Origin of the sequence: Croceicoccus naphthovorans, assembly GCF_001028705.1 — a bacterium.
Classification (GTDB): Bacteria; Pseudomonadota; Alphaproteobacteria; order Sphingomonadales; family Sphingomonadaceae; genus Croceicoccus; species Croceicoccus naphthovorans.
Genome location: NZ_CP011770.1, coordinates 118,796 through 125,000, shown reverse-complemented (window position 1 = coordinate 125,000; position 6,205 = coordinate 118,796). Strand labels below are relative to the sequence as shown.

General features: G+C 63.2%; 6 protein-coding genes (1 of these 6 only partly in view). 3 read left to right on the top strand and 3 right to left on the bottom strand.

Annotated features, from left to right (window positions below; genetic code table 11):
• Positions 1-565 carry the 3' portion of a retroviral-like aspartic protease family protein gene (locus AB433_RS00610; RefSeq protein ID WP_053058914.1) on the top strand. The gene continues 365 nt to the left of window position 1, outside the view, so only the last 565 of its 930 coding nucleotides appear in the window; the start codon falls outside the window, past its left edge; its stop codon occupies positions 563-565.
• A gap of 61 nt (positions 566-626) precedes the next feature.
• Positions 627-2,447, top strand: a complete 1,821-nt coding sequence (locus AB433_RS00605; RefSeq protein ID WP_047819527.1) for an ABCB family ABC transporter ATP-binding protein/permease — start codon at positions 627-629, stop codon at positions 2,445-2,447.
• A 6-nt stretch (positions 2,448-2,453) separates the two neighbouring features.
• Here AB433_RS00605 and AB433_RS00600 read toward each other — a convergent pair whose 3' ends face one another.
• Positions 2,454-2,855: a GFA family protein gene (locus tag AB433_RS00600; protein ID WP_047819526.1), complete on the bottom strand. Its 402-nt coding sequence runs from the start codon at positions 2,853-2,855 to the stop codon at positions 2,454-2,456.
• Positions 2,856-3,020: 165 nt separating this feature from the next.
• On the opposite strand from AB433_RS00600, the gene AB433_RS00595 reads away from it, so the two are divergent.
• Positions 3,021-4,511 (top strand): SulP family inorganic anion transporter, encoded by a 1,491-nt coding sequence (locus AB433_RS00595; protein ID WP_047819525.1) that lies wholly within the window; start codon positions 3,021-3,023, stop codon positions 4,509-4,511.
• A gap of 10 nt (positions 4,512-4,521) precedes the next feature.
• On the opposite strand, the gene AB433_RS00590 is transcribed toward AB433_RS00595, so the two are convergent.
• Both AB433_RS00590 and hslU read right to left on the bottom strand, forming a co-directional pair.
• Positions 4,522-4,866: a DUF2322 family protein gene (locus AB433_RS00590; RefSeq protein WP_047819524.1), complete on the bottom strand. Its 345-nt coding sequence runs from the start codon at positions 4,864-4,866 to the stop codon at positions 4,522-4,524.
• Between the two features lie 39 nt (positions 4,867-4,905).
• The gene (hslU, locus tag AB433_RS00585; RefSeq protein WP_047819523.1) at positions 4,906-6,204 is read right to left on the bottom strand and encodes an ATP-dependent protease ATPase subunit HslU; all 1,299 of its coding nucleotides are present in this window, start codon (positions 6,202-6,204) and stop codon (positions 4,906-4,908) included.
• Position 6,205 lies beyond the last annotated feature (1 nt).

Here is a 6,205-nt window from a genome sequence, read left to right as displayed (position 1 = left end):
CGCTGTCATGGAGGAGGCCGATATCGGGGCGGCGGGAATCATCGGGATCGGATCTCTCAAGGATCAGCGCCTAGTGCTCGATTTCGAGAAACGCCGGATCACGGTCAGCGCCTCACGCGCGCGCATGCGCGCGATGAGTAACGACAACGAAATCGTGGTTACGGCAAAGCGGCGGAACAATCGCCTGATCGTGAAACGCGCCACGCTGGACGGGCGCCATATCGACGTGGTGATCGACACCGGCTCAACCGTCACGATCGGCAATCGAGAGCTACGGCGACGGTTCTATGCAAAGGCCCCGGTTCTGGCGACGACCGAGCTGACCGATGTTCTGGGCAATCGGCAGCAGGTGGCACTGATCGCGGTGAAGAACCTGACGATCGGACCTGTCGGCTTTGCGCAGACCGCGATAGCCATCGCCGACACCGCTATTTTCGAAGAACTGGGCCTGACCGAGCGTCCCGCGCTCTTGCTCGGCATGAATCACCTGAAGCTGTTTCGGCGCGTCGCGGTCGATTTCCGGCATCGCCAGATCGCGTTCGAATTGCCCGAAGAGCAGGGCTGAGACATCCTCGCAAATTACAGGGGCACTGGCGCACCGGGGCCAAGCCCCTAGATAGGGGCCGATGCCACCCGATCACGCTTCCCTGAAAGACGCCGACCTCAACGCCGACTGGCGGGTTCTGCAACGATTCGTTCCGTACCTTTGGCCGAAGGATCGCCCAGCCCTGCGCCGCCGGATCGTGATCGCGATGATCATGGTCCTGCTTGCCAAGGCCGTAACGCTGGCCCTGCCCTTTGCCTACAAGCTGGCGGTCGACGCGATGACGACGCCCAGCACCGCCGCCGCGATGGGCGCGATGGCGCTGGTGATCGCCTATGCTGCGGGCCGGTTCGGCAACGTGCTGTTCAACAACCTGCGCAATATCGCGTTCGAGCGGGTGGGGCAGGACGCGACCCGGCATCTGGCCGAGGACGTCTTCGCGCGGCTGCACCAACTCAGCCTGCGCTTTCACCTGTCGCGCCGCACCGGCGAGGTTACCAAGACCATCGAGCGCGGGACCAAGAGCATCGACACGATGCTCTACTTCATGCTGTTCAACATCGCGCCCACCATCATCGAGCTGATCGCGGTGGCGGTGATCTTCTATATCAACTTCGGCTGGACGTTGGTGACGGCGACCGCCGTGACCGTGGTCGCCTATGTCCTGGCCACCCGCTGGATCACGGAATGGCGGACGAAGCTGCGGATGGAGATGAATGCGCTGGACGGACAGGCCCTGTCGCGCGCAGTCGATTCATTGCTGAATTACGAGACTGTGAAATACTTCGGGGCAGAGCATCGCGAGCTGGATCGTTACGCCCGCGCGACCCGCGCCTATGCCGATGCCGCGGTGAAGAGCGAGAATTCGCTGGGCCTGCTCAACATTGCGCAGGCGGTCATCATGAACCTGCTGATGGGCTTTGCCATGGCCTATACAGTCTGGGGGTGGAGCCAGGGGCGGTTGACCACTGGCGACCTGGTGCTGGTGAACACCTATCTGACGCAGCTTTTCCGCCCGCTCGATATGCTGGGCATGGTCTATCGCACGATTCGGCAAGGGCTGATCGACATGGCCGAGATGTTCAAGTTGATGGACACCTCGGTCGAAGTCTCCGACGCGCCGAACGCCCACGCCCTGGACCTGCGCCGCGCAACGGTCGTGTTTGATAAAGTGCGCTTCGGGTACGAGGACAATCGCGAGATCCTGCACGGTCTGTCCTTTGCGGTCGAGGCCGGAGAACGCGTCGCTATCGTTGGTCCGTCGGGCGCGGGAAAATCGACTCTCGCACGGCTGCTATTCCGTTTCTACGATCCGCAGGGCGGACGCATCCTGATCGGCGGCAAGGACATCCGGAGCGTTACGCAAGAAAGCCTGCGCAGCCATATCGGCATCGTCCCGCAGGATTCGGTGCTGTTCAACGACACCATCGGCTATAACATTGCCTATGGCCGCGAAGGCGCGACGCGGGGCGAGATCGAGGCGGCGGCACGCGGTGCGGCGATTGCCGATTTCATCGAACGCCTGCCCGAAGGGTACGAGACCGAGGTGGGCGAACGCGGCTTGAAACTCTCTGGCGGGGAGAAGCAGCGCGTCGCGATTGCGCGAACCCTGCTCAAGAACCCAGAGATCATCCTGTTCGACGAAGCCACCAGCGCGCTCGATTCGCGGACCGAGCAGGACATTGTTGCCACGATGCGTTCAGTCGCTCGCAGCCGCACGACGCTGACCATCGCGCACCGCCTGTCGACGGTGGCCGATGCCGACCGTATCCTCGTGCTAGATCAGGGGCGCCTGGCCGAAAGCGGCAGCCATGCCGATCTTCTGGCGCAAGGCGGGCTATATGCCGAAATGTGGACGCGCCAGCAGGCCGAGCGTGAAGACCTGTCCGACGCGGCGGAATAATCCGCATCACTCCATTCCGGGAAACTTCTGAAACTTCGGCAGCGCCCCCGCCGTCTCTTGCCACGGCAGGGCCTCGGCCATCATGATATGCGCCTGCGGAGCAAGGTGCGCCGCATCGTCCAGCGTCGCGGACTGGATATCGACCAGCCCCGGCAGCATCGGTTCGTTGAAATAGAACAGCCCAGTGCCGCAATCGGCGCAGAAATGCCGCTCCACGTTTTCGGAAGAACGATAGACTTTGGGTGAGCCGCAGGTGACGGTCAGCCCTTCACTCTTGAAAGCAACCCATCCCACTGGCGTCGCCCCGGCGCATCGGCGGCAGTCTGAACAATGACACAGCGCGTGGTGCGCCATCTCGCCCGCGATGGAATAGCGGATCGCTCTGCAATGACAGCCGCCTTCGTGCATCGAACATCCCCCAGATACATGCCACGACAGACTGCCAGACCCCTTCCGCGGCACAAGCGATTCGTGCGCAAGGGTTGCAAATCGGCGGATTGCGGGGCAGTTCGCGCTCGCAATAAATCGGCGCGGCCCCCGTTTCGCGGCGCCCGGACAGCGGAAAGCAAGATCATGACCCAACCCGGAGCGTTGAAGCGCGACTGGTTCGCAAACCCCCGTGCCGACATCCTTGCCGGGATCGTCGTCGCACTGGCCCTCATCCCCGAGGCGATCGGATTCTCGATCATCGCGGGCGTCGATCCGCGCGTCGGGCTCTATGCGTCGGTCGCGATCGCCATCGTGATTTCGTTTACGGGGGGGCGTCCCGGCATGATCAGCGCGGCGACGGCGGCGGTGGCGGTGTTGGTCGGGCCGCTGGTGCGTGATCACGGTGTCGAATACCTGTTCGCCGCGACGATCCTGATGGGCGTGTTCCAGATTATCGCGGGGCTGCTGCGGCTCGACCTGTTGATGCAGTTCGTGTCGCGCTCGGTCATCACCGGCTTCGTCAACGCGCTGGCGATCCTGATCTTCATGGCGCAGTTGCCGCAGCTGACCGATGTGTCGTGGCAGACATATGCGATGGTCGCGGGCGGGCTGGCGATGATCTACCTGCTGCCATTGGTAACGAAGGCCGTGCCTTCGCCGCTGGTGGCGATCATCGTGCTGTCGGCGATCGCAATTCCATTCGGCCTGCCGGTCAACACCGTGGGCGACATGGGGCAATTGCCGGAAGGATTGCCCAGCCTTGTCCTGCCCAACGTGCCGCTGACGTGGGAGACGCTGCGGATCATCGCGCCCTATGCCGGGGCGATGGCCGCGGTCGGCCTGCTCGAATCGCTGCTGACCGCGCAGATCGTGGACGACATGACGCACACCGATTCGAACAAGCGGCGCGAGTGCGGCGGTCAGGGCGTGGCCAATATCGCGGCATCGCTGGTCGGCGGCATGGGCGGCTGCGCGATGATCGGGCAGTCGGTGATCAACGTGACAAGCGGCGGGCGCACGCGGCTTTCGACGCTGACGGCGGGCGTCACGCTGCTGATCCTGCTGGCTGCGCTGGGCCCGTGGGTGGGACAGATTCCGATGCCCGCGCTGGTCGCGGTGATGATCATGGTCTCGATCGGCACGTTCAGTTGGAATTCGATCCCCAACCTGCGCCATCATCCGTGGCCGTCGTCGGTGGTGATGTTGACGACAGTGGTGATGGTGGTGGCCACGCACGACCTGTCCATCGGCGTACTGTCGGGCGTGCTGCTCTCCGGCATCTTCTTCGCGGCCAAGGTGCAGCGCATGTTCTCGGTCGAACGGGTGCGCGAAGCCGACAAGGCGATCTACCGCGTCGAAGGGCAAATCTTCTTCGCCAGCGTGGACCGGTTCCAACGCGCGCTAGGCCCCGAAAGCGGCCAGCCCGATCCGGCGGGCCACGTGGTGATCGACGTGACCCGCGCGCATTTCTGGGACATTTCCGCCGTCGGTGCGCTGGACAAGGTGGTGGACCGCATGCGCCGCAACGGGCGCAGCGTGCAGGTCATCGGGCTGAACACGGCAAGCGCCGATCTGGTCGACCGCTATGCGCTGACCGACAAGACCGGCGTGGAGATCGGGCTAGCGCCGCATTAAACCAGCAGGGTCAGGCGTCTTTCGCGATCACTTCGATTGCCAGCGGCGCGCCGCCTTCTGCGATTTCGAAAAGGCGATCGATATTGGGGTGTACGCCCGGGCGATTGCGGGCGTCGGGCGTATGTTCTGCGAAAACCGCGATGCCGTGCTCTGCCGCGCGGGCGTCCAAAGTACCAAAAAGCTGCATCAGGTAGTGATAGACCGCCAGCGATCCCGCCTTGCCCGGCTGGTTTTCGATGCTGGCCACGTTTGAGCCGTTGCCATCGAAGAGATCGATGCGCTGAACCCCGTCGACGGACGGCAGATGCCCTAGATTCTCGGCGAAGGATGGTCCGGGTTCGATCGGATCGGTCATAGTGAGAGTTCCAGTTTCAGAGGGAAGAGCGATCAGGCGTCAAAGAATATACTTCGACAAGTCCGCATCCCCGGCCAGTTCGCCCAGCTTGTCGCGGACATAGGCGCGATCGATCGTCACCGTCGTACCGGTGCGATCTTCGGCGTCAAAGCTGACTTCTTCCAGCAGCTTTTCCATCACCGTCTGAAGCCGGCGGGCGCCGATGTTTTCGACGCTCTCGTTCACTTGCGCGGCGGTGGCGGCGATTTCCTGGATCGCTTCGGGCTGGAAATCCAGCGTTACCTCCTCGGTCGCGATCAGCGCCTTGTACTGCTCGACAAGGTTGGCCCGCGTTTCGCTCAGGATGCGGATGAAATCCTCTTCGGTCAGCGCGCGCAGTTCGACGCGGATCGGCAACCGGCCCTGTAGCTCTGGCAGCATGTCGCTGGGTTTCGAAACATGGAACGCCCCCGATGCGATGAACAGGATGTGGTCGGTCTTCATCGGGCCGTACTTGGTGGCGACCGTCGTGCCCTCGATCAGAGGCAGCAGATCGCGCTGCACGCCTTCGCGGCTGACCGATCCGCCGCGCACGTCGGAAACGGCGATCTTGTCGATCTCATCCAAAAACACGATGCCGTTGGTTTCCGCGTTCTGCAAAGCGACGCGGGCGACGTCGTCCTGGTCCATCCGCTTTTCGGATTCCTCGTCGACCAGCTTGTCCCACGCCTGCGCGACGGTCAGCTTGCGGCGCTTCATCTTTTGCCCGCCGAACGCCTTGCCCATCATGTCGGACAGGTTGATCATGCCTACGTTGCCGCCCATGCCGGGCAGCTCCATGTTCATGTTCGGCTGGTCCTCCACCTCGATCTCGATCTCCTTGTCGTTGAGGTGGTTGTCGACCACGCGCTGGCGGAACGATTCGCGCGTCGCCTCGCTGGCCGAATCGCCGACCAGCGCATCGAGCAGGCGTTTCATCGCGGCAGCACTGGCGGCCTCGCGCACGGCCTCGCGGCGGCGGTCTTTTTCAAGGCGGATGGCTTCCTCGGCCAGATCGCGCGCGATCTGTTCAACATCGCGGCCGACATAGCCGACCTCGGTGAACTTGGTCGCCTCTACCTTTACGAACGGCGCATCGGCCAGCTTGGCCAGACGGCGGCTGATCTCGGTCTTGCCGCAGCCGGTGGGGCCAATCATCAGGATGTTCTTGGGCGTCACTTCGTCGCGCAATTCGTCCTTCAGCCGCTGGCGACGCCAGCGATTGCGCAGGGCAACGGCAACGGCGCGCTTGGCGTCGTTCTGGCCGACGATATGTTCGTCAAGGGCGGCCACGATGGCCTTGGGGGTCAGGTTTTTCATG